This window comes from Nocardiopsis sp. JB363, from assembly GCF_900143625.1.
In the GTDB taxonomy this organism is placed as follows: domain Bacteria; phylum Actinomycetota; class Actinomycetes; order Streptosporangiales; family Streptosporangiaceae; genus Nocardiopsis.
Map to the genome: position 1 here is coordinate 101,840 of NZ_FRFF01000133.1, position 25,839 is coordinate 127,678.

Consider the following 25,839-nt stretch of genomic DNA (forward strand, 5'->3'; position numbering starts at 1 on the left):
GATATCACTTTTAATAACAAGCCCGCCCCGGCGGCCCCCTACCGAGAGGAAACGTCGACGCCATGAGCAACGACGCTCTGCGCCTGCGACCGCCCAACCATCGCGTGGACCGTCGCGCGGTGGGTTGGTGGACGACACAGGCCCTGTCCGTGACGGTCGTCCTCACCGTCATCCCCGTCGTGCCCGCGCTGATCTGGGAACCGGTGCGGTTCTGGTTCCTCGTCGCGGCCGGGGTCCTGGGCGGAATCGGGTTGCTGATCACCGCGGTGATGCCGCGGTGGCGCTACCGCGTGCACCGTTGGGAGATCACCGACACCGCCGTGTACACCTCCAGCGGCTGGCTGTGGCAGGAGTGGCGGGTCGCGCCGATGTCGCGGATCCAGACCGTGGACACCGCGCGCGGACCACTACAGAGAGCCTTCGGTCTGGCCAGCGTGACCGTGACGACGGCCTCCGCGGCCGGACCCATCGAGATCAGCGGACTCGACCACGAGCTCGCCACCGAGGTGGCCGACCAACTCACCGACAGCACCGAAGCGGTTCCGGGGGACGCGACATGACCTCCCACGACGATCACCGACCCGAAGAGCTCCCGACGAACACACCTCACCCCGAGACGGACCCGACCACGGCGGAACCGACCGCACCCGAACAGGACGTCCCCACCGGGGCCGACGAAGCGGGCGACGACTGGCTGGGGCTGAGTTCCCTGTCGGTGTGGGCCAACACGGCGATCGTGGCGCTGTTCATGGTCCCCTCCGCCATCGTCGCCACCGTCGTCCTGGTCGTGGTCGACCAGCCCCTGTGGGCGCTGCTGCCCCTGCCGGCCACCGGCGCGTTCATCGCCCTGATGACCTACCTGGACATGCTGCGGCTGCGCGCGGTGCGCTACCGGGTCACCGCCGACCGCATGGAGATGCGTTCGGGCATCATCGCCAAGGCCTACCGTTCCATCCCGCGTGAACGTGTGCGCAGCGTGGACGTGGCCGCACCGATCTACGTGCGGGTCTTCGGCCTGTGCACGGTGACCGTGGGCACCGGTGAGAAGGTCGGCGCCGGCGCCGACCAGCTGAAGCTGGAGTTCGTCACCGCCGAACAGGGTGAGCGGCTGCGCCGTGAGCTGCTGCGGCGGTCCGGGACCGCCGGCGTTTCCGAGACCTCCGCCGAAGGGGAGGACGGGTCGGTCGACGAGGACGGTGTCGAGCTGGCCCGGTTGAACCCGCGCTGGTTCGCCTACGCGCCCGCCACCACCGCCACCTTCGGCATCGGGCTCGGTGTCATCGCCGCCCTCGTCGGCGCCAACGCCCAATCGGGCGGGCACGGATGGCAGTGGATCTCCGACCGGGCGGGGCTGCCCGGCGGGCAGCAGATGGCCGACTTCGTGATGTCGCAGCTACTGCTCGTGGTGCCCCTGTTCCTGTTGGGTCTTCTGCTGTCCGGTGTGGTCATCCTGCTGTTGGCCGCGTTGGAGACCTGGTGGGACTACCGCCTCACCCGTGAGTCCGATGGCACGGTGCGGTTGCGCCGAGGCCTGCTGACCAGCGTGTCCCTTTCGGTGGAGGGCCGCCGTCTCAACGGTGTGGTCCTGCACGAGCCGTTCGTGCTGCGTTCGGTGCGCGGGGCGAGCATCCAGGCGGTCGCGACCGGGTTGGAGGGCGGCGACGACAAGAAGACCAGCGCCAAGAGCCGGCTGTCCCCGGCCATGCCGCGCTCCCGGGCGCGCACTCTGGGCGCGGCGTTGATGCGCCAGGAGCGGTCCCCACTGGACGTTCCGTTGGCCGCGCACCCGCGGGCCGCGTTGCGCCGCCGGTTCACCCGGGCGACCTTCGTGACCCTGGCGGGGGTGGCGCTGGCCGGCGGACTGGCGTGGCTGCACATGGTCGCCACCGAGAGTTGGTGGGAGGTGGCCCGCACGATCGAGGAGAACGTCATCCCGATCCCGCTGGTCGTCGAGAGCGTGGAGGCCACCCCCGGGTGGGGCTGGTTCGCGCTCGCCATCGTGCTGGGCGTGCTGGCGTTCTGGTACGCGGTGGGCTCCTACCGAGGGCTCGGGCACGGCCTGCACCCGAAGTACCTGGTGCTGCGCAAGGGCATGGGGGTGCGGGACACGGTCACCCTGGAGCGGTCGGCGGTGATCGGCTGGCGGATCACCCGCTCGCCCTTCCAGCGCAGGTTGGGGCTGGCGGACGTGTCGGCGACCACGGCCGCCGGCGCCGGAATGTACTCCGCCTTGGACGTGGGTCTGGGCCAGGGTCTGGCCTGGGCGGACGAGGCGGTCCCGGAACTGCTCGCACCCTTCCTGGAACGCCCCGAGGGCGCCGAGGCGACCGAGGGCTCACGTCCCGCACCACTCCCCTGACGGGGTGAGGCGCCTCGCCCGACGGAGCCGAGTGCATGGACCGGCAGGTGAGGCCCTGAGCCGGGCGCCCGACTTCCCCACGGGCGCCGGGCACGGGGCCGTTTCGTCTTCGCGCGCCCCCGGTGGCCACGAGCCGCCGGGGCGAAGCCGTCAGGAAACGGGGTTGTCCTTGAAGGGCGGGCCGTCCGCGCACAGTCCGCTGGTGTGGGTCAGCGCCATCTCCACGATGGGATAGATGTCGAACAGGCGCCGCATGCCCAGAGCTTCGAGGACCCGTTCGGCGATGGACGCCGGTTCGGCCAGGACCATGTGTCTGCCCCGCTCCTTGAGAGCACGATGGACGGCGACCAGGGCGCGCACGCCGCTGGCGTCGAAGAACCCGAGCCCGGACATGTCCACGACCAGGCAGTCGCACCGGGAGGTCTCGACCGCCCCGAGGAGACGTTCACGTAGGCGGTCGGCGGTGGCCAGGTCCACTTCCCCGTGGACGCGCACCACCGTCACCCCCGTACAGGAGATATGTTCCCGGGCCGAGAACGGTACATCCTTCGCCACTCGGGCCACCTCTCACCGGACGTAACCTTTCCACTACGCAACCGCGTACGAGATCGTAACCTCTCCAGAGAGGTCGTGGGAGGCTTTTGATGAGAAAAACCCCCGAAATCTCGCTGATGTGGCTCTGCGGGCAGTTCGGTCTCACCTCACCGCACGTTCACCCGCCCCTGGGGTCCGGGCCACGCTCCACAGAGCCCACACAGATCTCTCTCGGACACTCCCGAAGTCGGACCCGCGCCGTGCTTTCCTAGCGCCCGTGCGGTAGAAGCGGTACTTGGACGCCCGTGTGAGGGCCGGTCCTCCCGCTACCCTCGGGGAGCGGGAGGATGGCCGCATCGAGGGACACGAACAGAGCGAAGGGAGGGAGCGGCCCATCGACCGCCCCGAGCGGGCGACGGCCGCGTACCCCATGACCGAAACCGCTGACACCCAACCCGGCTGGTTCTCCTCCGAGGAGTTGGAGAGTGTCCGTGGCCGCATGCCCGTGCTCTACGTCCAAGCCGTGCCCGTTCGCGTCGACGAGAGCGGTGCCGTGACACACGTGGGCCTGCTCATGAGGGCGGGCTCCGACGGCAGCTTCAACCGGTCGGTGGTCTCGGGCCGGGTGCTGTACCACGAACGGGTGCGCGACGCGCTCCTGCGCCACCTGGAGAAGGACCTGGGACCGGTGGCCCTGCCACGCATCCCCAGTTCCCCGCAGCCGTTCACGGTCGCCGAGTACTTCCCCACCCCCGGGATCACCCCGTTCCACGACACCCGTCAGCACGCGGTGGCCATGGCCTACATCGTGCCGGTGAGCGGTGACTGCCAGCCCCGCCAGGACGCCCTGGACCTGGTGTGGTTCACCCCGGACGAGGCCACCGGCCCGGAGGTGCGGGAGGAGATGCAGGGCGGCCAGGGTGTCCTGGTGCGCCAGGCCCTGGCCTTCGTCGGGCACGCCCCCTGACCCTTCGCGGGGCCGCCGACGCCCGCCGACGCCCGGCGGCCCCGCGAAGCCGATCGAACCGCCGCCGGCCCCTACGCTCCCGAAGGCGCACCCGGCACATCACGAGAAGGACGACGCGGATGGCTCCCGAACGGGTCGACCAGGCGGCACGGCGTGCGGAGGTCCTCTCCTCCACGATCCGGGTGTCCGCCCGTGCGGATCTCGCCGCCCCCAGGGTCCAGGACGTGACCGCCGAGGCGGACGCGGCCGAGGACCGCGGCCTCCCGCCCTTCGGCTTCGGCGGCCCGCCGGCCACCCCGGCCGGGCGCGTGGCCGAACACATGACCGCTCTGCTGCGGCACGCACGTCAACCTCAACGCCGCGCCGTGGACCGGCTCACCGAACTGCTGCGGTCGACCGTGGCGCTGATGGCCCAACAGCCCGACCTCGACCGGGTCCTGGTGGACCTGTGGGCGGCCGAACGCACCCCGGCCCTGGCCGGAACCCCGGACATGGCCGCCGTGTACCGCGACCACCGGGCCGTGGTCACCGAACTGCTGCGCGAAGGCGCCCGGGAGGGCGACCTGCGCCCCGGTACGGGCCCTGCCGAGGCGGCCGTGCTCGTCGGCGCCGTCGAGGGCTGCCTGGTGCGGTGGCTCATCGACCCGTCGGTGCCCTGCGAAGAACTCTCCGAACCGATGATCGAGGTGTACCTGTCGGGTCTGCGCGACGATCGGGCGTGACGCCCCGGTTCGGCATAGGCTGGAGTCCATGCTCGACTCCCTCGTAGCCGACGTCCTCGCCCTGGTTCCATCGACCGACGCGGAGCACCCGCGCCGTATCGTGCTCGGTCTGGCCGGTGCCCCGGCCGCGGGCAAGTCCACCCTGGCGCGCTACCTGGTGCACGTGGTGAACGAGACCCTGGGCACGGGCACCGCCGGTTATCTGCCCATGGACGGCTACCACCTCTCCAACGCCCAGCTCGACCGCTTGGGCCGGCGCGACCGCAAGGGCGCACCCGACACCTTCGACGTCCACGGTTACCTGGCGATGTTGCGCCGGCTACCGGCGGAGACCGACCACGCGGTCTACGTGCCCGACTACGACCGGCGCCTGCACGAACCCGTGGCCGGGCGGCACGTGATCGAATCGCACACCCGCCTGGTCGTGACCGAGGGCAACTACCTGGCCTCCGACCACGCCCCCTGGGACCAGGTGCGGGGGCTGCTGGCCGAACTCTGGTACGTGGAAGCCACCGATCAGGTGCGCGAGCGCCGGCTGCACCGACGGCAGAGGGCGGGCGGCGCCGGTGCGAGCGCCGCCCGGGAGTGGGTGGAACGCAGCGACCGGCCCAACGGCGAACTGGTGAAGCGTTCCCGCGACAACTGCACTCGGGTGGTCCGGGTCAGCGGTGTACCGCGGATCCGTTCGGGGGAGCACTCCCGCGTCCGACGCCGCTGACCGCCGGGCGCCCTCAGGCGGGCAGGGCCGCGGACTCGGCGGGGACACGGCGTAGGAAACGGCGCCCCGACCAGCGCACCAGCCTCAGGTACAGGTTCGGTTGTGTCTGTCCGCCGCGCAGTCCATCGTAGGCGCCGGCGACGATGAACTCCTTGTACAGGGCGGCCAGGCGTCCGGTGAGCACGAAGCGCGTGGGAGTGTCGTCGCCGCGCACGAACTGGATCAGTCCGTCGCGTCGGCCCAGGCTCACACACTGGAACAGGTAGCCGAAGCCGGGCCCGTGGTCGGTAGGGCGTGGATCCGCCGAACGCGCCCGGGAACCGGCACCCGAGGCGGAGGGCCTTCCTCCGAGGGAGTCGGCGACCGTGTCGGCGGCGCTCCATCCCATGGGCAGACCCATCGCGCAGGACATCCGCAGTTGCCGACCGTCGACCGCCCGGGCGTGGGCGGCGTCGCCCACCACGAGGATCTCCGGGTGGGACACCGAGCGTTGGTCCGCGTCGACCAGGGCGCGTCCGCTGTCGTCGACGGTCGGTCCGGCCGTCGCCAGGGGGCCCAAGACGCCGAACCCGGCGTTCCACACCACCACGTCGGCGTCCACGCGCCCGCCACCGTCCAGGCTCAGCCCGGCGGCGTCCACCTCGGTCACCCCGGTGTGTTCGCGCACGGTCACTCCGAGACGGTTCAGGACCCTGTGCAGGTGGGCGCGGCCACGGTCACCGACCCCGGTGCCGACCCGGCCGCGGGTGATGAGTTCGACCCGAAGGTCGGGGTGGTTCTCGGCGAATTCGGTGGCCACCTCCACACCGGTCAGGCCGCCGCCGACCACGGCCAGGGTGCGCGGCGGATTCCGGCGGACGTGGTCGGCCAAACGCCGTGCGGCGGTGAGCGAGGCGGTGTCGTGGGTGTACTCGGCCACCCCGGGCACGGGTGCGGGCGCGGCGTCGCTGCCCAGGGCGTAGACGAGGGTGTCGTAGCGAAGCGCGCGCGGACCTTCTTCGGTGTGGACGTCGACGGTACGCGCTCGGGGATCCAGGCTCTCGACCCTGCCGAGGATCAGGTCGACCTCGGTGTCGTGGAGGGGCTCGGTGAGCGGGTGTGTCCCCACGTCCTGTCCGGCGGCGACCTGGTGCAGGCGGACCCGTTCGACGAAGTCGGGGGCAGCGTTGACCAGGGTGACGCGCAGGTCGAGGGAGCGTGTGCGGGCGTGGTGGGCGGCACGTCCGGCGGCCGCGAGTCCGGCGTAACCGGCGCCGAGCACCAGGAGTTCGTGAGCCATGGGGTCCTCCCCGAATCGAAGAGCTGGTTTTCCTCCACATGACGAGACGGGCGCCCGCCGGCGTGACATCATTCCCAGTGGTTCGAGTCACTCACGACGCGAAAAGCCCGGCATGGCAGGGTTTGTCGCGTTCAGGACGTGTAGACCAAAGCGGGCACCCACCCCCAAGTGTCCACATGGCGAGACAAATGTCCCACATAGTGTCCACGGGGACTAATATCCAGCCATCCACCCGCACTGACCTGGAAAGAAGTCCTCATGACGGACGTCTCCAAAGAGAACCCGTCGCCACGGCCACAAGCCGAACCGACGCAACCTCCGACCAACCCGAAGCGGAAGGTCCTCACGGCGAGCCTCGTGGGCACGTCCATCGAGTTCTACGACTTCTACGTCTACGCGACCGCCGCGGTCCTGGTCTTTCCCTACCTGTTCTTCCCCGAGGGCGACATGATGGCGGCCCGCCTACAGTCGCTGGCGACCTTCGCCATCGCCTTCGTGGCCCGCCCCATCGGCTCCTGGGTCTTCGGCCACTTCGGCGACCGCGTCGGCCGCAAGACCACCCTCGTGGCGTCCCTGCTGACCATGGGCATCGCCACCGTGGCGATCGGTGTGCTGCCCACCTACGCGCAGATCGGCGTGGCCGCGCCCCTGTTGCTGGCGCTGTGCCGGTTCGGTCAGGGGCTGGGGCTGGGCGGCGAGTGGGGCGGCGCGGCACTGTTGGCCACCGAGAACGCCCCCGCCGGCAAGCGCGGCTTCTACGGCACGTTCCCACAGTTGGGCGCGCCGATCGGGTTCTTCCTGGCCAACGGGGTCTTCCTCATCCTGAGCCAGACCATGAGCGACGAGGCGTTCCTGGCCTACGGCTGGCGAATCCCCTTCCTGATCTCCATCGTGCTGATCGTCATCGGCCTGTGGGTGCGCCTGACCCTGCACGAGACCCCGGCCTTCGCCAAGATCGTCGCCTCCGGTGAGCGCGTCAAGACCCCCATCGTCGAGCTGTTCCGCAACAACTGGCCGGCCGTGGTCATCGGCACCCTGATCATGCTGGCGACCTACGTGTTGTTCTACCTGATGACGGTGTTCTCGCTGGGCTTCGGCACCGACCCGGTCACCGGTCTGGGCTACGAGCGTTCGCAGTTCCTGGTGTTCCTGCTCATCGGTGTGGTGTTCTTCGGGATCTTCACCCCGATCTCGGGTCTGCTCGCCGACCGGTTCGGTCGCAAGCCCACCCTGGTCACGGTCACCATCGCCATCATCGTGTTCGGCTTCGCCATGGGCCCGCTGCTGGGCAGCGGCAGCACCTTGGGCGTGATGGCCTTCCTGATCATCGGCCTGTCGCTGATGGGGCTGACCTTCGGCCCCATGGCCGCGGTCCTGCCCGAGCTGTTCCCGACCAGGGTCCGCTACACCGGCGCCTCGGCCGCCTACAACCTGGCCAGCCTGCTGGGCGCCTCCTTCGCGCCCTACATCGCGACCTGGTTGGCCGGCACCTTCGGTCTGGCCTGGGTCGGCGGTTACCTGATCCTGGTCGGGTGCATCACCCTGGGCGCCCTACTGGTCAGCCGGGAGACCAGTGACGCCGACCTGGACGAGATCTCCGCGAAGGTCACCCGGTAGCGCTGGGAAGGCCCCCATTCCTCGCACCCGAAGCGGGTCGGACGGCATCGCCGCCCGGCCCGCTTCTTCGTACGTCCGAACGGGACCGTCCCGCCTTTCGACACCCGGTTCCGTAGGAAACCTGCACCCATAAGTAGGGGTCCGTCAACGGATTTCGATGCCCGAGCGTCGAACCCACACGAGCATTCACTCCATCGAAAGACCCCTCCATGAAGCAACGGTTCACCCTCCCACCGCTCTTGGCCCTCACCCTGATCGCCGCGGCCGGTTGTGGAAACGCCACCACCGACCTGTCCGACGCCGCCCCCGCCCGGGGAGAAGGCGAAACCCCCGTGGACGGACTCCCCCTGCTGCCCGTCCATGGGTACCTGGGTGGTGAGGTCGAGGGCGAACCGTACGTCGGGGCGCTCTTCGGCGGCGAGGGCGGACTCGACGCCGAACGCTCCGTGGTCCTGTCCCGGTCCGACCTGGAGCTGTCCGGGGAACAGGAATACCTGCTGGTCATGGACACCGGTGACCTGGACGGCGACGGTCACACCGACCTCATCGTCGACGCCCAGGACGGCGGATACCTCGTGTGGGGCAGTCCGGAGGGCCCCGTCGGTCCCGCCGTCCCGCTGCCCTGGCTCTCGGTGGACCAGCCCTGGGGTATGGGCGCCATCTCCCTGGCCGTCGGCGACATGAACGGTGACGGCGACACCGACGTCGCGGTCCTGGACGGCCTCATGGGCACCCCCACCGATGAATGGGAGAGCACCTTCCACCACGGCCCCTTCGACCGTGACGGCACCCCCGTCGCCTCCGAAGAGTTTCCGCTGCCGGAGGACGCGAACGACGCGACGATCAGGTCCTTCGACGCCGACGGCGACGCCTACGAGGACCTGTTGCTGGTCCGCGGTTCCGACGAGTCGCCCGTACGCCACATCGTGCTGCGTTCGGGCCAGGACGGCCCCGCCCAGGAGATCGTGGGCGACACCGCGCCCGGACACGAACACGTGCCCGCCGACGTCGACGGCGACGGCGCGACCGACCTGCTCGTCGGGGTGAGCGGGATCCCCAACAACGAGCCCGGCCACGACGACGAACTGCATCCCGGATACGTGGACACCTACCTCTCCGGCGAGGGTTACCTGGACGCCGACCCGGTGCGCGTGGACCGTGACAGCGCGGGTGTTCCCGGCGAGGCCGAGGACGGCGACGGGTTCGGCAACGGCCTGTTGGTGGGCGATGTCGACGGCGACGGTATCGATGACGTTGTCGCCATGACCGGACCGTTCTTCGGCCACTCCGAGGCCACCCTGCTCCTGGGCGGAGCCGAGGGACCGACCGGCGAGGGCGGGGTCACCGTGCAGGTGCCCTCCTCCGACCTGGGCAACCTGCGCCACCACTCGCTGGCCGACTACGACGGTGACGGGCACGCCGACCTGGTACTGAGCACCGCCGAACAGTCCATGTACCGCATGTCCGACGACGAGTACGCCGTGTTCCTGGGCGGGCCCGACGGATTCGCCGACGAACCGGACACGGTCTTCACCACCGAGGGGTTCTAGGAGCCCCTGTAGGGGCTTTCGGGGTCTGCGGGCACGGGGGCCCACGGACCCCGAGAATCCGGGCCGGTTCGGGCTGTGGAAAACCCACCGAACCGGCCCCTCCCGCTCTAATCTGGAGGGACCCCCTGTCCCCTCCCCTTTCCGGAGCGTTCGTGTTCGAAGCCGCACTGAAACTGGGTGTGGCGGTCGTCAAGGCCGCCTGTGGAATCTGGATCGGCAACCCGCTCGCCGAGAGCGCCGCGACCACCGTGGCCGACCTCGTACAAGAGAAGGTCACCGGAAGCCGAGAGCAGCGCAGGCTCAAGCGCCGCTTCGACGAGATCGAGGAGAGCGTCGCCGAACGGGTGCTCGGCTACCTCGATCACGAGTTCCGTGGGCTGGCCGAGAACGAACGCGAGGCGGCGGTGCTCGCCGTGGCCGACACCTTCGACAAGGCCGGGCTGACCGACCGCACCCTGTTCGAGCAGGACCTGGATCCGCTGTACCTGGAGCGGTACCTGCGCGCCAAGGCGCCACGGGCGACCCGGGACCTGAGCCAGGCGGCGGTGGCCCTGTACGACCGGGTACTGCCGGAAGCGTGCGCGTACGTGATGGCGACCCTGTCGGCGCTGCCACGGTTCCAGACGGGCGCGTTCACGGAGTTGCTGCGGCGGGAGACGCTGCTCTTGGGCAAGGTCGAGGAACTCCTGGACCGGGTACCGAGGCAGGAGGAACTCGCCGGGCGCGAGCGTGACGCGGACGCGGCGTTCCTGACCGCCTACCGCCGCAAGGCGGCGGAGCGGTGGGACGTGCTGGAGCTGTTCGGCACCGAGGCGGGAACGAGAAGGTATCCGCTGAGCACGGCGTACCTGAGCCTGCGGGTGTCCGGTGAGTGGCGGGAGAGGAACCTCGACCTCTTCAATCATGACTCTCCCTACCCGACCGGTGATCTGCGAGTGGAGCAGGTCCTCGCCCTGCACCGGCGCACCTTTCTGCGCGGGCCGGCGGGTTCGGGCAAGACCACCCTGCTCCGTTGGGTGGGTGTGCGGGCCGGACAGGGGGACTTCCCCGAGACGATGTCCTCCTGGACCGGGTCGGTGCCCTTCCTGGTTCCGCTGCGCGAATACGTGGAGCGCGAGCTACCCGAGCCCGCCGACTTCGTCCGACACACCGGCCGGCACCTGGCCGATCAGGCCCCTGCCGGTTGGGCCACCAAGGTGATGTCCGAGGGCCGGGGCATCGTTCTGCTGGACGGGGTGGACGAACTTCCACAGAGCCGGCGTGAGGCCGCCCGCCGCTGGCTGAGTGGGCTCCTCACCGACTTCCCCGACTGCCGTTACGTGGTCACCACGAGGCCCGGGGCGGCCTCGGAATCCTGGTTGGACACGGAGGGATTCACCGCCACCGAGCTCCAACCACTCGGCGAGGAGGACGTACGGGCCTTCATCCACCATTGGCACGAAGCGGTACGCGGTGAAGTCACCGAAGAGAACGAACGCGAAGTGCTGACCCGGCACGAAGCCGAACTCACTCGGAAGGTGCTGGGCCAACGCCATTTGCGCTCGATCGCCTCGACACCGCTGTTGTGCGCCTTGCTGTGCGCGCTGCACCGGGATCGGCACACGTCCCTGCCACGGGATCGGATGGAGGTGTACGAGGCGGCGCTGGCCATGCTGCTCAAGGAGCGCGACCACCAACGTGGAGTGCCGGGCGTGGATCTCTCTCGTCGGGAGTTGGTCCTACTGTTGCAGGAGCTGGCCAAGTGGCTGATCCTCAACGGCAGTTCGGACGCCCCGATCACCACCGTCAAGCGCCAGGTCGGCAGGCTCTTGGCCGGGATGCACCACATCGAGGAAGGGTCGGAGGAGGTCTTCACCCACCTGAGGGTGCGCAGCGGACTGCTCCAGTGCCCGACCGTCGACCGGGTGAGCTTCCTGCACCGCACCTTCGAGGAATACCTGGCGGCCAAGGCCCTGGTGGAGGAGGACAGTCTCCCCCTGCTGGTCAAGCACGCCCACGATGACCAGTGGCACGAGGTCGTGGTCATGGCCGCAGGCCACGCCACCCCGGCCCAACGCGAGGAACTGGTCACCGGGCTTTTGGAACGCGCGGACCAGGTCAAGAAGCACCACGACCGATTGCTGCTGGTGGCGTTCGCCTGCTTGGAGACCTCACACCAACTCGCCGAGCGGCTCCACTCGGAGGTGACCGAGCGGGTTCAGAGCATCCTCCCGCCGAGAACCAAGGAACACGTCCACACGCTGAATCTGGTGGGAGAAGCCGCCCTGCCACTCCTGGCCCGTACCCCACCGACCAACGCACGCGAGGCGGCCAAGTCGATCAAAGCGGCGTCCCGCATCGGCGGGCCCAGCTCGTATTCCGTCATCGAACAGGCTCTGCCGTTCCGAAGCAGAGACGTATTCTACGCTGCACGAGAGGCCTGGGAACGCGATCCCTCATCGGAGCTCGCCGAAGTGCTCTTGGCCGACACCCTCACCACCTACCCGTACGTCTTCCCCATCCGGGCCGAACACCTCAACCTGGTCGCACCCCATATCGGAGCGATCGAGCAATTCGTCTTGAAGGGCCACGGGAACGACTCCATCGAGACGTTATCGAAACTACCCCAGTTGGTCTCACTCATCCTGTGGCCGGGGTCGTCCGACGAGCGTTGGGAGATCGATCTGGATCCACTACGAGGAATGCCCTCGCTACGTATCCTGAGTTGCCTCGGCCAGACTTCTAGCTCTGGTATCGCGCCCCTCACGGAAAGTCCTCTCGAGCAGCTCCACCTCTCACACCCCGACCCCATCTCTGACCTGGGGCTTCTCAGTGAAATGACGGACCTGAAGAAACTCGGGTTCGGTTACGGACTCCCACAAGAGTCACTCCGAGACCTCCTTCCGGTGGAGCCTCTGAATGAGTTCTCGATCCACCATGAAACAACGCTTTCCGGCCTGGACTATTTGTCCACTGCTCCGGACTCGATGGGAGGGGTCCAGCTGCTGGGCTGCCCTGAGCTCAACAACATCGAAGGGCTAGTCAGCCAGAGCGGATCACTGACCGATTTCTTCTACTACGGAGAGGTGAACCCGAAACTGGACCTGTCTTCGCTGAGGGAACTTCCATTACTCGAGGTTCTTAAACTGAGCGAAGCCTTGGCGACCACCCCGGCATCGAGGAAGGTACTCACGTCACTATCAGGGGTACGTCTCCTGGAGTTGCTGCATGGTAAGGCGATCATGCGACCACCCGCGTGGCTTCGGGACATGCCGCGCCTGCGAACACTGCGAGCAACTGGGTCAGGGGACGTGGACCTGACCGACCTAGCCGGGGCGACCGGCCTCACCATCGAAATCAGCGCATTCGGACGCCGGAACGTCATCGGGGCCAAAGCACTCGGACCCGGATCTCGAGTGATTCACGAACGTCCAACCGCATTGTTCAGAAGTTTTCAGCGGAAGAGACCAAAACCGTCTCGGTAGTGCCGGCCGCCTGTCGACGGAGCGCCGAGCGGGTGAAGTCCGGCGGAGAAGAGACGTGGGTGGGTCCACCGTGAAAATGGCCCAAGGACCCCTTTACCGGTGGCCTTCGGCACTTGTGTCGGGTGGAGTGACAGCTCGGGGAAGTGGCTGGTCAGAGGGGGTGATCTGGGGCACGTCGCTGTTCGTGGGGCCGAGTCGAACCCGTACAGACCGCCCATAGACTCGGTTGTGGAACCTTTGGACAGCAGCCGGAAAGAGTCCCCCATGAGTGAGACAGACGGCGACCACTTCGATCCTCACGAACACGACCGGCTGTCCCTGCCCCAGGTTCGGCTGGACGACCTGCTCGACGAGGTCCGGTCCCGATTGACCGAGATCTCCCGCAAACAGGAACGCATCCACACCCTTCTGGAAGCGGTCATCTCCATCGGTGAGGGTCTCGAACTGGATCCCCTCCTGCTACGGATCACCGAGACCGCCACCGGACTGGTGAACGCGCGCTACGGGGCCCTGGGGGTGATCGGACCCGACGGGAACATGAGTCGGTTCATCCCGGTGGGCCTGGACCCCCACGAGATCTCCTGCATCGATCACTGGCCCAGGGGCGAAGGCATCCTCGGGCTGCTCATCAAGGAACCCGAACCGCTGCGGCTCAAGGAAGTGAGCGACCACCCCGAGTCGCGAGGGTTCCCCGCGGGCCACCCGCCGATGCACACCTTCCTGGGGGTGCCGATCCGCATCCGCGACAAGGTGTTCGGCAACCTCTACATGACCGACAAGGCCGACGGCACGGAGTTCACCGGCGACGACGAACTCCTGATGCGCGCCCTGGCGACGGCCGCGGGCACCGCCATCGAGAACGCCCAGTTGTTCGCTCAGACCCAGAGCCGTGAGACCTGGTTGGACGCCTCCGGGCAGATCACCACCCGGTTGCTGTCCGGGGCCGCACCCGAGGAGGTGCTGCGCCTGGTGGCGCGCCGGGCCCGGGTGATGGCGCAGTCCGACATCGCGGTGATCGCCATGCCCGGGGAGGACCCCGAGACCCTCACGGTGCGGGTGTGGGACGGCCCCGAGGACCAGTGCGAGTCCCTGGCGGCCGGGGCGCGCGGAGCGACCCTGACCCGGGCCGAGGACACCCTGCTGGGCCGGGTCTACCTGAGCGGCACCCCGCTACAGACGGACGTGTCCGAGTTCGAGCACCTCGGGGTCGGTTTCCTCACCCGGATGGGGGTCGGTCCCGTCCTGGTGCTGCCGTTCGGTCCGCCCGACGGCGCCCGGGGCGTGCTCGTGCTGGCTCGGGACAGCGGCCGGGAGGACTTCCAGGGCAGCTGGTTGAACATGTTGTCGTCGTTCGCGAACCAGGCGGCGGTCGCCCTGGAGTTGGCCGAGGCACGCCTGGACTCGGAACGGTTGAGCGTGTTGGAGGACCGGGACCGGATCGCCCGCGACCTGCACGACACGGTCATCCAGCGGCTGTACGCCACCGCGATCACGTTGATGGGCACGGTGCGACGGATCGACGACGCGACCTCCGCCAAACGGGTGCAGGGCGCGGTGGACGACCTGGACGACACCATCCGGCAGATCCGGTCGACCATCTTCGCCCTGCAGAGTTCGGGTGAGGACGACTCCTCGTGGTTGCGTTCGCGGGTGCTGGAGTTGGTCAACACCTCCGCGGAGACGTTGGGCTTCGCGCCCAGGCTGCTCACCCAGGGCCCGGTGGACAACGCCGTGGACGAGCGGGTGGGCGAGCATCTGATTCCGGTGCTGCGGGAACTGCTGTCCAACGTGGCCCGGCACTCGGGGGCGACCACGGTGGACGTGGAACTGTCGGTGGACAACGGTGAGGTGGTGTTGCGGGTGTCCGACAACGGCCGCGGCATCCCCGAGGGGGTGGCGCGCAGCGGGTTGCGCAACCTGGCCTCGCGCGCCGAGGAACTGGGCGGTGCGATGGCGGTGGCCTCCGGCCCCGGCGAGGGCACGGTGGTGGAGTGGTCCGCGCCCGTCCAGCGTGAGGAATAGCCTCTGGGGGGGTTCTCATCTGTTCGTGTGCGCGGTCACATGAGTGTGCGTGAACGTACACGAGCGAACACGTCGAACCACTCCGCCCGCGAAGAGTGTGGGAACCGGATCCGAGCGGTGCGCACCCCCACCCCCGGGCGGAGGAGTTTCCCGGTTCGTGCCACACCCACCCCCGGAGGTGGCTAGCGTGAGATTCGAACACGGGAACCGAACATGGCCAGGGACGGGGGTGGCAAGCGAGTGGCAAGCACCGACCAGCGGGGTCTACGACCGATCGCGGCTCCCTACCTGGTTCCGGGGCCGACCGGTGTGGCCGTGCGCACCCGCCTCAAGCACCTGACCTCGCAGGATGAGAAGGTGCTGCGGCTGGTCGGCGCACACTTGGGGTCGCTGGCCGCCACCGACCTCAAGGCCCGCTGTGCTGATGGCCTGGACCACGACAGCCACACGTGGGCGGAGCGTAAACGCCACCTGACCCCGGAGTGCTCCTCCCGGTGGGCGGGGTCGATCACCAAGGCCACCCACGACCAGTGGGCGCTGGCCCGGCGTGGCCAGGTGGCGCACCTGCGCTCTGTGGAAGCCGGGATCGCCACGCTCCGCCACCGGCTGTCGTTGCCGGTCGGGACCAAAGGCACCAAGAAGAGGCCGGGCGGCTACCGATCCAAGCAGGAGTGGCACGCCAAGTCCCGGCGCCTGGCCACCTTGCAGGAGCGGCTCGCCACGGTGCGGGCCGACTTCGAGGCCGGTGTGGTGCGCGTGGTACGTGGCGGTAAGCGCTTGGCCCGCAATCGCCACCACCTGGACGCCACGGGTTTGAACCAATCTCAGTGGCGTGAGCGATGGCAAGCGGCCCGTTGGTTCCTTCAGGCCGATGGAGAGTCCGGCAAACGATTCGGGAACGAGACGATCCGCATCACCCCGCAGGGTGAGGTCTCGATCAAACTCCCGGCCCCGCTGGCCGGGTGGGCGAACGCCCCGCACGGCCGGTACCGGCTCTCGGGAACGGCCGTTTTCGCCCACCGAGGCCAGGAGTGGGCCGAGCGGGTGGAAGCGAATCGGGCGGTGGCCTACCGGGTGCACCATGATGTGGAACGCGGGCGCTGGTACATCACCGCCTCATGGCAGATCCCGACCACACCGCAGATCCCCCTTCGAGCCCTCCTGGCCCAAGGGGTGATCGGTGTAGACACCAACGCCGACCACCTGGCCGCCTGGCGTCTGGACACCCACGGCAACCCCATCGGGGACCCGCGCCGCTTCGACTACGCGTTGTCCGGCACCGCCTCCCATCGCGACGCCCAGGTCCGCCACGCCCTCACCCGACTGTTGCGCTGGGCGCAAAGCTGTGGTGTGCAAGCGATCGCGGTGGAGGACCTGGACTTCACCGACTCCAAGAGTCGGGAGAGGCACGGCCGTAGGAAACGGTTCCGGCAGGTCATCTCCGGGATGCCCACGGCCAGGCTGCGTGCTCGGCTGACCTCGATGGCCGATGCCACCGGTATCGCGATCATCGCCGTGGATGCGGCCTACACCTCCAGGTGGGGTGCCCAGCACTGGCAAAAACCCACCACCAGCAAGAAACGTCAGACCTCCGGTCATGATGCGGCGAGCATCGCGATCGGGCGACGCGCCCAAGGGCACCCGATCCGGCGACGGACGGCACCGCCCCGCACCCACCGGAGTGATGGGTGCGGGCCTCGGACCGTCCAGGCCGAACCGGGAGCTCGTGGGGATGAGGGAATCCGCCACCCCGGTTTGGAACGCGCACATGATGCGCGCACCCCGACCTTGGGGGAACGAGAACGCGGAGGACCAGCGCATCCAACACCGTTCGGGGTGCGCGCAGGACCAGGGGCGGCATCGGATGTCACTCCTGCACACTGCTGAGGAACGGTTGATCGGGTTCCGCGGCCGGCTTCGAGAGACGCCTCGAAGCCCCGACGCCCCGACGCCCCAGCAGAACGGGAGGAGCCGGGCCGCCCCCTTCTCGGGGTGGTCCGGCTCCTGGTTCGGTCCGTGCGGGTCAGGTGGTCTGGGTCATGGACAGACGCACCGCGTAGGCGGCCGCCTGGGTACGACGGGCCATGCCGAGCTTGGCCAGGACTCGGGACACGTAGTTCTTCACGGTCTTCTCCGCCAGGTACATCCTGGCGCCGATCTCCCGGTTGGTGAGTCCCTCACCGATGAGCTCCAGGACACGACGTTCCTGTTCGGTGAGCTCGCTGAGCGGGTCCTTGCGGCCGGCCTCGTCACGTAGTCGCTTGAGCATGCGCGCGGTCGACTCCGGGTCCAGCAGGGACCGCCCCTGGGCGACCGTGCGGACGGCGCCGACGAGGTCGGTTCCGTGGATCTGCTTGAGGATGTAGCCGGCGGCACCCGCCATGACCGCCCCGTAGAGGGCCTCATCGTCGGAGTAGGACGTGAGCATGAGCATGTGGGTGTCGGGGAGCATCGACCGGATCTCCCGGCAGACGGTGACACCGTCACCGTCGGGGAGTCGCACGTCGAGCACGACCACGTCGGGTTGGAGCGCGGGCACCCTGGCGAGGGCCTGCGCGGCGGTGCCGGCCTCGCCGACCACCTCGATGCCCTCCTCGTCGTCGAGGAGTGACCCCACGCCTCTCCGGACGATCTCATGGTCGTCGACCAGGAACACCCGGATCGATTTGTCGCCGCCCATCAGGTGCGCACCTCCATAGCACTGGTGACCTGAGGCGGCGGCGCCGCCTTGGGTCATGGGCTTTTCGCCGCCTGTTGTGGTGCACCATCGGGCGGTTCCGAGCCGTGTGTTCGCCCCCGACCCGAAAGCTCGGACCAGGTGTGACCACCCTATCCGTGGGCGACCGCCACGAGAGGGGGCGAACGTCCCCTCCTGCTGGGGGCCTGTGTCCCGGTGGGCAGCGCCCAAGTGGGGACCTTCGCCGTGACTCAGGGGATCACGGACCCTGTTCTGGTGTTCGCGGCCCCGAGATGATAAGGAGGACAGGTAGCGGGAAGGCACCGGATTTCGGGGGGCTTGTCATGGTGGGAACGAGCGGTGCCGACGCGTCCGCGAATGGGCGGGATCCGGAGGTGGGGCCGACCCCGACCCCGGAACGACGCAGGGCGTCGGAGGAGTTCGCGGGCCCGGACCCGGCCACCGACGATCAGGGCTCGTCCACCGTCCTGGAGCGTCAGGCGTGCCTGAACCTGTTGGCCACACGGGACATCGGGCGAGTGGCCTTCACCGTCGACGGGGACGCCGCGCCGACGGTGTTGCCCGTCAACTACTTGCTACTCAACGACACCATCGTGTTCCGTTCGACGTTGGCCGGCACCATCATGCGCTACGCGCGCGGGTACACGGCTTTCCAGGTCGACCGTCTCGACGAGGAACACCGGGTGGGGTGGAGCGTGCTGTGTTCGGGGCGTTGCCGTTGGGTTCGTCATGACGGGGAGCTGGGACGCATCCCGCAGGGTCGTATGCCGCAGCCATGGGTGGCCGGTCCGCGGGATCAGGTCCTGAAGCTCGTCCCGGCCCGGATCAGTGGCCGGGAGATCCACCGGCCCTGACAGTCCGAACACGTACGTGGGTCGGGTGGCCGGATCCGGACGGATCCGACCACCCGACCTTTTTGTTCGTTCCGTCGCTTTTGCGGGTATCGATGGCGGCATGGGAGTGCAAAGCCGGTTCCCGCTTCGGTGCGTCCCCCTTCGACGGGGCCGTGCCGCGGAGACCATGCCGGCATGCGCCATCGACCGGTTCGTTCCTCCTCGTCCCGCGACCGCCACCAACGTCCCCACATGTGCGGACCCACCGTCTCCGGGGCCGCCGTGATGGGGCCGGCCTGGCGGAGGGCGGCCCTGGGCATGGGGGCGGCCGGTGTCGCGGCGCTGTTCACCGTCTCGGGCAGTACGGTGCCCGAGCACGCCACCGCGCTGGAAGCACCCCTTTCGGCGGCGCCCTTGGCACGCCCCTCGGAGGTTCCTCGGGAGGGACTCGACGTCGAGGTGCTGTCCTCGCGGCCCGACACCGTCATGGGCGACACCGTGCTGGTCAGGGTGACACCGCCCCGCCCCTACCAACCCCACCAGATACGGCTGGAGTCGGGCGGCGAGGACGTCACCGAGGCGCTGCGTCGGGTGCACCTGCCCGGGGTGGGTCCGGTGATGGAGGGAGCGGTGTCGAACCTGTCCGAGGGGGCCAACCCCCTGGTGGCCTCCGTCCATGCCACGGAGGAGGACACGGCGCGGGACGGTGACGCACCGCCCGAAGCGGTGGAACTGACCGTGACCGCCCACCCCATGACCGGTCCGGTGTTCTCCGGACCGCACCAGGAACCGTTCGTGTGTCGGACCGAGGACTTCGCCCTGGCCTGGGGCGGGACGTTGGGCGCCGCCCTGGACGAGGACTGCTCGGCGACCACCCGGGTGGGATACGTGTACCGGTCCACCGACGAGGAGTTCAAGGCGCTGCCGGACCGGGACCGGCTGCCGTCCGACGTGGCCACCACGACCACCTCCACCGGAGCGGAGGTGCCCTACACCGTGCGGGTGGAGACGGGGACGGTGAACCGTTCGGTGTACGAGACGGCGATGCTGCACGACCCCCGCGAACCCGAACCCGACCCGTGGACCTCCCCCGAGGGGTGGAACCGGCGTCTGGTGTACAAGTTCGGCGGCGGCTGCCCGGGCGGTTGGTACGTGCAGGGGGATCACACGGCCGGGGTGGTGGACCACGGCATGCTCGCCCAGGGGTACGCGGTGGCCTCGGCGTCGTTGAACGTGTTCGGCAACAACTGCAACGATCTTCTCGCCGCCGAGACCATGGCGGCCACCAAGGAGCGTTTCGCCCTCGCCTACGGCTCCCCCGACCACACCCTGGGCTGGGGTTCCTCCGGGGGTTCCTACCAGGCCCACCAGATCGCCGACAACCAGCCCGGGCTACTGGACGGGATCCTGGTCTCGCAGAGCTACCCGGACGTGGGTTTCGCGACCACGCCGGCGGCGACCGACGCCCTGTTGCTGCGTTCCTACGCCGAGAAGCACCCCGAGGAAATCACCCCCGAACAGGTGGGCGCGGTCTCCGGGTTCGGTGGCCCCGAGGGTGTGGACGCGATGGCCGAGGCCGCGTCCCGGATCGATCCCCAGGGCGTGTGCCCCGACGCGCTGCCCGAGTCCGAGCGCTACCACCCCGAGGACAACCCCGATGGGGCGCGCTGCGACCTGTACTCGCACACCGTCAACGTCTACGGGACCGATCCCGACACCGGGCTGCCCCGGCGGCCGTTGGACAACGTGGGTGTCCAGTACGGCCTGTCGGCGCTGCTGGCCGGGGACATCGACGTGGACGCCTTTCTGCACCTGAACGAGCACATCGGCGGGCTCGACACGGACGGACGGGTGGTGTCCGAACGTACCGAGGGCGACCCGGAGGCCATCGCGGCGGCCTATGACAGCGGCCGGTTGCTGCACGGGGGCGGCGGACTGGCCGACATCCCCGTGGTGGACCACCGCCCCTACCAGGACGACGCGCCGAGCGGCGACATCCACATGCGCTACCACTCCTTCTCCACCCGGGAACGGCTGTCGGCGGCCAACGGCACCGACGCCAACCACGTGATGCTGGTGGAGCCCTACCGGTCGGGGGTCTTCGACGCCCGGAGCACGGTCGCCGGGCGCGCCCTGGTGGAATTGGACTCCTGGGTGAGTGCGGCCGCCCATGACGCGCGGGTGCGCCCGCGCTCCACCCCGGGCGAGCGGGTGGAACGCACCCGCCCGGACTGGCTGACCGATTCCTGTTGGATCGAGGGCGAGCGTGTGGTCGCGCCCCAACTGCCGCTGCCCGCCGGGCAGGGCGACCGGTGCGCGGACGCCTTCCCCGTGCACGGTTCACCTCGGACGGTGGCGGGCGGCCCGCTCGCTTCGGACGTGGTCAAGTGCAGGCTCACCCCCTTCGAAGAGAGCGAGCATCCGGTGGACTTCGACGCCGGTCAGGCCGAGCGGGCCCGGGAGGTCTTCGCCGAGGGGGTGTGCGACTGGTCGCGTCCGGGGGTGGAGCAACGGCCGCCGAAGGGTCCCTGGCAGTTCTTCTGAGTGTGATCACGACCGTGACCTGGGCCGGCGCAACCGGTCGGGGTTCGGGCGCGTCCTAGTCGGCGTATCGGTTCCCTCCTTCCCTTCCCCCGGAGCCCGCCGTGTCCGACGTCCCCCAGGCCGTGATCCCGTTCGTGATCGACCGTGCCGCCGCAGAGGCGGTCCTGTCCCGTTGGTCCGAAGGGCTGTGGTTCGCGCCCCGTGGGATCCGGCGCTCGGGCGCCTTCGCGAACCTGCGCCCGGTGTTCGTCCCCTACCGGGTGTTCGAGGCCGACACCGTCTCCCGGTACGAGGGGTGGCACGGGGAGCACTACTGGGTGGAGCGGGGCAACCATGATACCGACGGGCGCCCCGACCTGACGGGTTCGCACCAGACGCGGGAGACCTCCTGGCGTCGGGTTCGGGGCACGTTGGAACGCCACTTCGGCGACGTGGTGGTGTGCGCGGCGACCCGGCCCGCGGGGGCCGAACTGCTGGGCTCCTGGCTGTTGGACAAGGTCGTGGCCCACACCCCCGACGCGGTCCAAGGGGTGGAGGTCGCCGCGGTGGACACCTCCGCCGAGGACGGGTGGGAGCGGGCCGAGCAAGTGATGCGCGAGTCCATCGAGCGGGCCTGCGCCGAGGAGATCGGCGGGGACGAGCAGCGGGTGGAGACAGTGGAGAGCACGCTGTCGGACCCGGTCCACACCCTGGCGTTGATGCCGGTGTGGGCGGCCTCCTACCGGCTGCGAGGCCGGGAGTGGCCGGTGGTGGTGAACGGGCGCACCGGGCGCGTGGAGGGAGAACACCCCTACAGCAGAGTGAAGCTGACGGCGGCCTTCGCCGCGTTGATCGCCCTGGCCGAGCTGACGAAGGAGATGTTCTTCGGCTGAGGCGAGGGGCCGGGCAAAGGGCCGTGCGGTCAGTCCGCGGGGCGGTGCAGGACGAAGATGCCACCGTAGGCGGGCTGGTCGAGGCGTTCGTCGTCGGTGGCCACGTACTCGTCCAGGACCGCCAGGACCCGCCGATCCAGTTCCTGGAGCTGCTCCTCGCTCAGGTGCAGGACGAAGCGGGCGTAGGTGCGCAGCGACTCGGGGCCGGCATGGGCGAGTTCGTCCTGGAAGGCCTGGACCGGCGCGGCCCGCGCGATCGGTTCCTCGTCCGCGAGCGGCCCGTCCAACCACCAGGTCTTGTCGGTGGCCCGGTAGGGCTTCTCCAAGGCTCCCCCGTCGCCGGTGCGGACCGGAGCGACCGCCAGGAGTCCCGCCGCCACCAACTGGCGGACATGGTAGAGAACCGTGCCGGGCGAGGTCTCCAAGCGGTCGGCGAGCTCCTTGTTGGTGAGTTCGCGCAATCGGCACTCGCGGAGGATACGCAGGCGCAGGGGATGCCCGAGCGCCTTGACCTCCTGAGCGGTGGCGGGGCGGCGCTTCCTTGGCTCGGACTCGGGGGGCGGGGTCGGCTCCGACTCACTCATGTGGCCCACACTAATGGATCGATCTATCAAAGCCATTCGATTGAGTTTTCTCAATCGATCTGTCATTGTCGATCCATGGCCGAGAACGATGGACACACGCCCTCCACCCCTCCGTCCGGCATCACCACGACCGCTCCCGGACCACTGGGCGGCTCCTACTGGCGACTATGGACCTCCTCGGGGTTGTCCAACCTCGCCGACGGCGCGCTCAAGGCCGCTCTGCCTCTGGTGGCCCTGCGCCTGACCGACTCACCCCTGCTCATCGCCGGTGTGGCCACCGCGCTGACCCTGCCCTGGCTGCTGTGCGCCCTGCCCGCCGGTGCCCTGGCCGACCGACTCGACCGCCGCATGGCCATGATCGGCGCCAACGTCGTGCGCGCCACCCTCCTCGTGCTGCTGGTGCTCTCCCTGTCCCTGGGGTTCGGTTCGATCTGGCTGCTGTACGCGTTCGCCTTCGCCATCGGGGTCACCGAGACCCTCTACGACACCTCCGCCCAGTCGATCCTTCCGCAGATCGTCCCTCGGAGCAGCCTGTCCCGGGCCAACGGCCGCCTGTACGCGGCGGAACTGACCGGGCAGGAGTTCATCGGCCCACCGCTCGGCAGCGCCCTGGTGGCGGTCGGTGTCGCCTTGGCCTTCGTCACCCCGGCGGCACTGTGGGCCGTCGCCGTAGGGATGTTGCTACTGGTCAAGGGCCGATTCCGGGCGAAGAGGACCGGGCCGGCCACCACCATGCGCGCCGAGATCGCCGAAGGGGTGCGGTTCCTCTGGGGCAACCGACTGCTGCGCCGGTTCGCCCTCATGGTCGGGGCGTCCAACTTCGCCACCCAGGCGGCCTTCGCGGTGTTCGTGCTCTACGCGGTGGGCCCCGGTTCGCACCTCGGGTTGCCCGAGGCCGTGTTCGGCCTGCTGCTGATCTCCACCGCCGTGGGCAGCCTGATCGGGTCCTTCCTGGTCGAGTGGGCCGAACGGTGGTGCGGGCGCACCTGGGCGCTACGCGTCTCCATGGTCGGGTTCGCCCTGTTGCTCGGGGTACCCGGGCTGAGCACGAACCTGTGGGTGGTGACGGCGGGCCTGTGCGTGGGCGGTGCCGCCATCATGGTCTGGAACGTGATCGTGGTGTCGCTACGCCAGCGGTTGACCCCCGACCACCTTCTCGGCCGGGTGAACAGCGTCTTCCGGCTGCTGGCCTGGGGCACCATGCCGCTGGGCGCGGCCACCGGCGGAGTGCTCGCCTCCCTCATGGGGCTCAGGCCGATGTACCTGCTGCTGGGCGGGTCGATGTTGCTGCTGTTGTTGCCGTTGATCCGGCTGAGCGACGCGCGCTTCGAGGCCGCCGAGACCGATGCCATCGCCCGAGAAGCTCGCTGAATTCGATGGACCCGCAGGAGTGCCGGCGGCCAGGATGGGGCACATGAGTTCCACCGAACCCGCCCCGGACGACGTCGAGGTGTTGGAGGGCGGCAACGTCGCCGAGAGCGTGCTGCGCGTGGGCGCCACGGTGCGCAAGCCGTGGCTGCCCTCCTCCCCCGCCGTCACCGAACTCCTGCGCCACCTGGACCGGCACGGCTATCCGGCAGTACCCGCCACGTACGGGCGGCACCCCGAGGGTTCCCAGTGCCTGGAGTACATGCCCGGGACCCTGGCCGACCGGATGCCGCCGATGCCGGTGGCCGAACTGCGGCGGGTGGGCGCGCTGATCCGGCGCCTGCACGACCTGACCACCGACTTCCGCCCGCGAGGCGAACCCGTGTGGGGATCGGTCTTCCCACCGGAGGAAGGCGAGGTCGTCTGCCACTACGACCTGGCCCCCTGGAATCTGGTCGTCGGCGGGCAGAACACAGAGGACGCGCAGCCGCGCTGGTGCTTCATCGACTGGGACGGCGCCGCCCCGGGCACCCGGATGGGCGATCTGGGCTACGCGGCGCACGGGTTCGCTCCCCTGCACGCGGGCGGTGATCCCGACGTCGACGGCCGGCGTCTGCGGGCACTGGCCGACGGCTACGGCTGCGACCCCCGACAGCGCGCGTCGCTGCCCTGGGCGGCGTTGCACCGGGTGCGCGGCATGTTCGAACTGTTGGAGGAGGGTGCGCGAACCGGCGCTCAGCCTTGGGCGCGGCTGCACGTCGAGGGTCACGCCGACCATTGGGGCCCGGCCGCCGACCACATCGAACGCCACGCGGACCTGTGGGCGCGGATGCTCACCGCACCCTGACGGCGTTCATTTCTCAGTCGGTGCGGGCCCAGACGAAGACGGCCGAGATGGGGTGCCCGCGAAACCTCTCCCACTTGGGTTTGGCCGCCACCCAGCCCTCGTCCACCACGGCCTCCTCCAAAGCCGACAACCGCCACCCGGCGGCCAGGGCCGCGCGTACGTGGTCGCCGATGTGGTGGACGTGCGTGGTGATGGCGACGTCCTCACCGAAGGCGTCGGTGAAGTGGGTGGGCATCCCGGAGACCATCATGAACTGCGGGTGGTAGGCGACCAGGACGAAGTGTCCGCCGGGTCGGGTGAGCCGCCACGCCTCGGCGTAGAGCGGGTCGAGTTCGGGCAGGTGTTCGTCGATGAGCGAGGCGATGGTCAGGTCGTAGGAGTCGCCGGGCAGTCCACTGGCGCGCACGTCGCCTCGGGCGAGGGTGGTGTGGGCGCCGCGTTTCTCGGCCAGCGCGAGCATTCCGGCGCTCAGGTCCACACCGTCCACGCGTGGGATCCCGCGTTCTCGGAGCCAGCCCCCGGTGCGGCCCGTCCCGCACCCCAGGTCGGCGGCGCGGTCGACCGTGCCCCAGTCGGGGATGGTGAGCCCGTCGAGCAGGTCCAGGTCCATCGCGTCCAGGACGGAGTCCTCGTAGGTGGTGGACCAGCCGTCGTATCCGGTGGCCACGTCCACGGTGCGGTAGTGGCGGGTGTCGAAGGTGGAGAAGTCGGCCATGGCGGTGAGTATCCCGTGTTCGGGCCGGAGGGGACCACCCGTTTTTCGCCGGGTCGCGGCCCCAGGGAAAATGCGTTGCCCGCCCCGCCGCGCCTCCTCTACCGTGAGCGTCATGGCAGCATTCCACGCGATCTTCCAGGGTCCGC

At 69.3% G+C, this 25,839-nt stretch carries 20 protein-coding genes; 15 read left to right on the plus strand and 5 right to left on the minus strand.

Features of this window, described 5'->3' with window-relative positions:
* The first annotated feature begins 62 nt into the window (after positions 1-62).
* Both BQ8420_RS20455 and BQ8420_RS20460 read left to right on the plus strand, forming a co-directional pair.
* Positions 63-560, plus strand: a complete 498-nt coding sequence (locus tag BQ8420_RS20455; RefSeq protein ID WP_087100756.1) for a PH domain-containing protein — start codon at positions 63-65, stop codon at positions 558-560.
* Positions 557-2,359 carry a PH domain-containing protein gene (locus tag BQ8420_RS20460; RefSeq protein ID WP_087100757.1) on the plus strand — a complete coding sequence of 601 codons (1,803 nt, stop codon included), beginning with the start codon at positions 557-559 and terminating at the stop codon, positions 2,357-2,359. The genes BQ8420_RS20455 and BQ8420_RS20460 overlap by 4 nt, the downstream gene beginning before the upstream one ends.
* Positions 2,360-2,509: 150 nt before the next feature.
* Here BQ8420_RS20460 and BQ8420_RS20465 read toward each other — a convergent pair whose 3' ends face one another.
* Entirely contained in the window at positions 2,510-2,863 is a 354-nt protein-coding gene (locus tag BQ8420_RS20465; protein ID WP_087100758.1) for an STAS domain-containing protein, read from the minus strand.
* Positions 2,864-3,323: 460 nt separating this feature from the next.
* On the opposite strand from BQ8420_RS20465, the gene BQ8420_RS20470 reads away from it, so the two are divergent.
* The 3 genes from BQ8420_RS20470 (at position 3,324) to BQ8420_RS20480 (ending at position 5,300) form a co-directional block, all read left to right on the plus strand.
* Positions 3,324-3,860 (plus strand): NUDIX hydrolase family protein, encoded by a 537-nt coding sequence (locus BQ8420_RS20470; protein WP_087100816.1) that lies wholly within the window; start codon positions 3,324-3,326, stop codon positions 3,858-3,860.
* A 119-nt stretch (positions 3,861-3,979) separates the two neighbouring features.
* Positions 3,980-4,582 carry a TetR family transcriptional regulator C-terminal domain-containing protein gene (locus BQ8420_RS20475; protein WP_087100759.1) on the plus strand — a complete coding sequence of 201 codons (603 nt, stop codon included), beginning with the start codon at positions 3,980-3,982 and terminating at the stop codon, positions 4,580-4,582.
* A 28-nt stretch (positions 4,583-4,610) separates the two neighbouring features.
* Complete coding sequence (locus BQ8420_RS20480; RefSeq protein WP_087100760.1) at positions 4,611-5,300, plus strand: nucleoside/nucleotide kinase family protein; 690 nt, start codon at positions 4,611-4,613, stop codon at positions 5,298-5,300.
* A 13-nt stretch (positions 5,301-5,313) separates the two neighbouring features.
* Here BQ8420_RS20480 and BQ8420_RS20485 read toward each other — a convergent pair whose 3' ends face one another.
* A complete protein-coding gene (locus BQ8420_RS20485; protein ID WP_087100761.1) occupies positions 5,314-6,579 on the minus strand; it encodes an NAD(P)/FAD-dependent oxidoreductase in 1,266 nt (421 codons plus the stop codon).
* Between the two features lie 258 nt (positions 6,580-6,837).
* On the opposite strand from BQ8420_RS20485, the gene BQ8420_RS20490 reads away from it, so the two are divergent.
* The 5 genes from BQ8420_RS20490 to BQ8420_RS20510 all read left to right on the plus strand — a co-directional run bounded on the left by BQ8420_RS20490 (position 6,838) and on the right by BQ8420_RS20510 (position 17,119).
* Positions 6,838-8,196, plus strand: a complete 1,359-nt coding sequence (locus BQ8420_RS20490; protein WP_200816017.1) for an MFS transporter — start codon at positions 6,838-6,840, stop codon at positions 8,194-8,196.
* A 209-nt stretch (positions 8,197-8,405) separates the two neighbouring features.
* Positions 8,406-9,746, plus strand: coding sequence for a VCBS repeat-containing protein (locus BQ8420_RS20495; protein ID WP_087100762.1), 1,341 nt, complete (start codon positions 8,406-8,408; stop codon positions 9,744-9,746).
* Positions 9,747-9,898: 152 nt separating this feature from the next.
* Positions 9,899-13,210, plus strand: coding sequence for an NACHT domain-containing NTPase (locus BQ8420_RS20500; RefSeq protein ID WP_087100763.1), 3,312 nt, complete (start codon positions 9,899-9,901; stop codon positions 13,208-13,210).
* A gap of 264 nt (positions 13,211-13,474) precedes the next feature.
* Positions 13,475-15,232 carry a GAF domain-containing sensor histidine kinase gene (locus BQ8420_RS20505; RefSeq protein ID WP_087100764.1) on the plus strand — a complete coding sequence of 586 codons (1,758 nt, stop codon included), beginning with the start codon at positions 13,475-13,477 and terminating at the stop codon, positions 15,230-15,232.
* A gap of 240 nt (positions 15,233-15,472) precedes the next feature.
* The gene (locus BQ8420_RS20510) at positions 15,473-17,119 is read left to right on the plus strand and encodes a transposase (protein ID WP_200816018.1); all 1,647 of its coding nucleotides are present in this window, start codon (positions 15,473-15,475) and stop codon (positions 17,117-17,119) included.
* A 136-nt stretch (positions 17,120-17,255) separates the two neighbouring features.
* On the opposite strand, the gene BQ8420_RS20515 is transcribed toward BQ8420_RS20510, so the two are convergent.
* Positions 17,256-17,912 carry a response regulator transcription factor gene (locus tag BQ8420_RS20515; protein WP_087100765.1) on the minus strand — a complete coding sequence of 219 codons (657 nt, stop codon included), beginning with the start codon at positions 17,910-17,912 and terminating at the stop codon, positions 17,256-17,258.
* Positions 17,913-18,253: 341 nt separating this feature from the next.
* On the opposite strand from BQ8420_RS20515, the gene BQ8420_RS20520 reads away from it, so the two are divergent.
* From BQ8420_RS20520 to BQ8420_RS20530, 3 genes are all read left to right on the plus strand, one after another.
* Entirely contained in the window at positions 18,254-18,784 is a 531-nt protein-coding gene (locus BQ8420_RS20520) for a pyridoxamine 5'-phosphate oxidase family protein (protein ID WP_087100766.1), read from the plus strand.
* Between the two features lie 231 nt (positions 18,785-19,015).
* Positions 19,016-21,307 carry a DUF6351 family protein gene (locus BQ8420_RS20525; protein WP_235006388.1) on the plus strand — a complete coding sequence of 764 codons (2,292 nt, stop codon included), beginning with the start codon at positions 19,016-19,018 and terminating at the stop codon, positions 21,305-21,307.
* A gap of 101 nt (positions 21,308-21,408) precedes the next feature.
* Complete coding sequence (locus tag BQ8420_RS20530) at positions 21,409-22,179, plus strand: hypothetical protein (RefSeq protein WP_087100767.1); 771 nt, start codon at positions 21,409-21,411, stop codon at positions 22,177-22,179.
* Between the two features lie 29 nt (positions 22,180-22,208).
* Here BQ8420_RS20530 and BQ8420_RS20535 read toward each other — a convergent pair whose 3' ends face one another.
* Positions 22,209-22,763: a transcriptional regulator gene (locus tag BQ8420_RS20535; protein ID WP_087100819.1), complete on the minus strand. Its 555-nt coding sequence runs from the start codon at positions 22,761-22,763 to the stop codon at positions 22,209-22,211.
* A gap of 75 nt (positions 22,764-22,838) precedes the next feature.
* Between BQ8420_RS20535 and BQ8420_RS20540 the strand changes: the two genes are divergently transcribed.
* Positions 22,839-24,134, plus strand: a complete 1,296-nt coding sequence (locus BQ8420_RS20540; RefSeq protein ID WP_087100768.1) for an MFS transporter — start codon at positions 22,839-22,841, stop codon at positions 24,132-24,134.
* 43 nt (positions 24,135-24,177) lie between these two features.
* On the plus strand, positions 24,178-24,978 hold the full coding sequence (locus BQ8420_RS20545; protein ID WP_087100769.1) for a phosphotransferase: 801 nt from the start codon (positions 24,178-24,180) through the stop codon (positions 24,976-24,978).
* Between the two features lie 13 nt (positions 24,979-24,991).
* Here BQ8420_RS20545 and BQ8420_RS20550 read toward each other — a convergent pair whose 3' ends face one another.
* The gene (locus BQ8420_RS20550) at positions 24,992-25,693 is read right to left on the minus strand and encodes a class I SAM-dependent methyltransferase (RefSeq protein ID WP_087100770.1); all 702 of its coding nucleotides are present in this window, start codon (positions 25,691-25,693) and stop codon (positions 24,992-24,994) included.
* Between the last annotated feature and the right edge of the window lie 146 nt (positions 25,694-25,839).